This is a genomic window from Butyrivibrio sp. VCD2006, from assembly GCF_000423925.1.
Taxonomy (GTDB): domain Bacteria; phylum Bacillota; class Clostridia; order Lachnospirales; family Lachnospiraceae; genus Butyrivibrio.
In genome coordinates, this window is record NZ_AUIX01000069.1 from 1 (window position 1) to 2,528 (window position 2,528).

At 38.2% G+C, this 2,528-nt stretch carries 2 protein-coding genes; both read left to right on the forward strand.

Annotated features, from left to right (window positions below; translation table 11 throughout):
* The first annotated feature begins 257 nt into the window (after positions 1 to 257).
* On the forward strand, positions 258 to 1,106 hold the full coding sequence (locus G586_RS0116885) for a tyrosine-type recombinase/integrase (protein ID WP_026528648.1): 849 nt from the start codon (positions 258 to 260) through the stop codon (positions 1,104 to 1,106).
* On the forward strand, positions 1,099 to 2,250 hold the full coding sequence (locus tag G586_RS0116890; RefSeq protein ID WP_026528649.1) for an IS91 family transposase: 1,152 nt from the start codon (positions 1,099 to 1,101) through the stop codon (positions 2,248 to 2,250). Before G586_RS0116885 ends, G586_RS0116890 begins: the two co-directional genes overlap by 8 nt.
* Positions 2,251 to 2,528 lie beyond the last annotated feature (278 nt).

Below are 2,528 nucleotides of genomic sequence, written 5' to 3' on the forward strand. Positions count from 1 at the left end.
TTGAACAAAATCGCTGCGCGATGGCCTGCCTAGGCTGTGTGCAGTGATTTTCTTTTTATCAAAAAGGCAGTAGAAAGTAAGTCCTAATAGTAGTATTGTTGTAGTCGCGAAACTTAACAATCAAACAGGATCATTACTAACACTGCCATGAAAAGAATATCATTCGCTTGTGCAAAGTACAAGCATCATTTTGATGCACATGCACCTCCGAAGTTTTAGTTGTTCCTATCAATGACTATACTTTCGGAGGTTTTACTATGTATGATGAATATTTGAAAAAACTTGATGAAGCAGGAAAAATACGCAATCTTAAGGATCGTTCTATATCCTGCTATCATAACTATGTTGCTTATTTTTTAAACTATGTCGGAAAAGATCCTAAGGAGCTCACTTGCCAGGATGTACGAGATTTTCTTCTGAGAAAAAAAGATGAAGGGTTAAAAGCTACAACCTTGAATCTCTATAACTCATCAATTCGCTTTTTTTACAAGTTTGTTCTCGGCATACTTTGGGATGAGATTTTAGTTCCACGCATGATAAAAGATCAACCTCTGCCGGTAGTCCTTACATTGGAGGAAGTTAATCTCTTTCTCGATAACGTTGAGGATATAAAATATAAGGCAATGTTTGCAACCATGTATTCTTCTGGAATGCGTGTATCAGAAGTCATACACTTGCATTATGATGATATTTCCAGATCAAGCATGCAGATTCATGTACGGAATACTAAAAACCGTATGGATCGTTATACAATTCTTTCAAAGAAAAATCTTGATATACTCACCCGCTATTGGTTTGAGAGAAATCGCCCCACCGGCATTCTTTTCCCCAACAGATTCACAGGAGAATATCTTACAGTAAGTACTCTGGAGCAGGTCATGCGCAGAGCCATTAAAGAATCAGGTATTACTGCTAAAGCAACACCTCATAGTCTTAGACACAGCTTTGCAACACATCTCATGGAGCAGGGGGTTGATCAAAAGTATATACAAACTCTTCTCGGACACAGAGATCCTAAATCCACTGAGGTATATTTGCACAGAAGTAATAAGACTATTATGGGAATTCAGAGTCCTTTCGATATAGAGGACCATAGAGATGAATAAGCCCACAGTACAGGACATATTTCTGAGATTCTATCCTGATTACTTGGAAAAATACGCCCCATCTCCGGAACAGTCCAAAGTTGCTAACGCCATCATGAATTGTAAGACTTCACGGATGGGTGCAAATGTACAGGTATGTGAAGACTGCGGTTGTATTTCAATCCATTATAATTCCTGCCGTAACAGGTGTTGTCCCATGTGTCAGGCCCTTCCAAAGGAAAAGTGGATGGATATGCGCAAGGAAGATGTCCTGGATGCTCCATATTTTCATCTTGTCTTTACAGTCCCTGCTGAGTTGAATCCTGTTATCTACAGTAATCAAAAACTTCTTTATGATACGTTGTATCATGCCGCATCAGCCACCATCAATGATCTCTCTGCTCAGGATAAATACCTTGGCGCAAATGTTGGATATATCTGCATACTGCACACATGGGGATCAGAAATGAATTATCATCCTCATATACACACAATACTTTTGGGCGGGGGCCTCGATAAAAACAAGCACTGGAAAGATAAAGGTGATAAGTTCTTTCTTCCAATACAGGTGATCTCCAAAGTATTTCGAGGTAAGTACATGGAAGAACTAAAAAGTTTATGGAAAGATGGAAAGCTGAAGTTTTATGGTTCATCAGAAAAATATCAGAACAGATATGAATTCAAAGCTTTACTGAATACCTGCTATTCCAAGGAATGGATTCCCCACTGCAAGAAAACCTTCAATGGTGCTCAATCAGTAATCAAATACCTTGGCAAATATACACATAGAATAGCCATAAGTAACTACAGAATCATTCGCATTAATGATGAAAATGTGACATTTTCTGTTAAAGACTACCGTAATGAAGGTAAATGGAAGGAGCTTACCATAAGTGGAGTTGAATTTATAAGGCGTTTTCTTATGCATGTTCCGCCAAAGCGTTTTGTAAGAATAAGGCATTATGGATTGTTGTGCAGCCGCATGAAGAACAGCAATCTTACTTTATGCAGAAATCACCTTGGATGTAAAAAGTATATATCTGAGCTTAGGAATATGACATCCTCTCAGATATTGGATCACCTATGGGGATTCAAGGTAGGTATATGCAAGCATTGTGGTGGGAAAGTCATAGATCATCATAGACAAATGCCTATGCTTTGTTGATGTATACAAGCCATACGTTCAAGAGCCTCGCGCAAGGGAGGTCTATTTCTGATACCCTAAATTCAAAAAATCAAAAGACATAAGATATGTTATTATCTAATTAGACAGTAAAAACTGGTAAGCTCCAGGAATTGAAACTCCATATGTATCAGCTCCACGGACGCTTACTTTGTTCAATTAGGTTAAATCGCAATAAGATCAAACGAAAGGGCAGTTATTGAAATAATTCAAGCTGCTTTTTCGTTTGACCTTACAGCGATTCTAACCTAAAGAATTTG

What these genes read in the sequence shown, in the direction of transcription:
- G586_RS0116885 (WP_026528648.1), top strand. Translation starts at nt 258, where the DNA reads ATGTATGATGAATATTTGAAAAAACTTGATGAAGCAGGAAAAATACGC.
- G586_RS0116890 (WP_026528649.1), top strand. Translation starts at nt 1,099, where the DNA reads ATGAATAAGCCCACAGTACAGGACATATTTCTGAGATTCTATCCTGAT.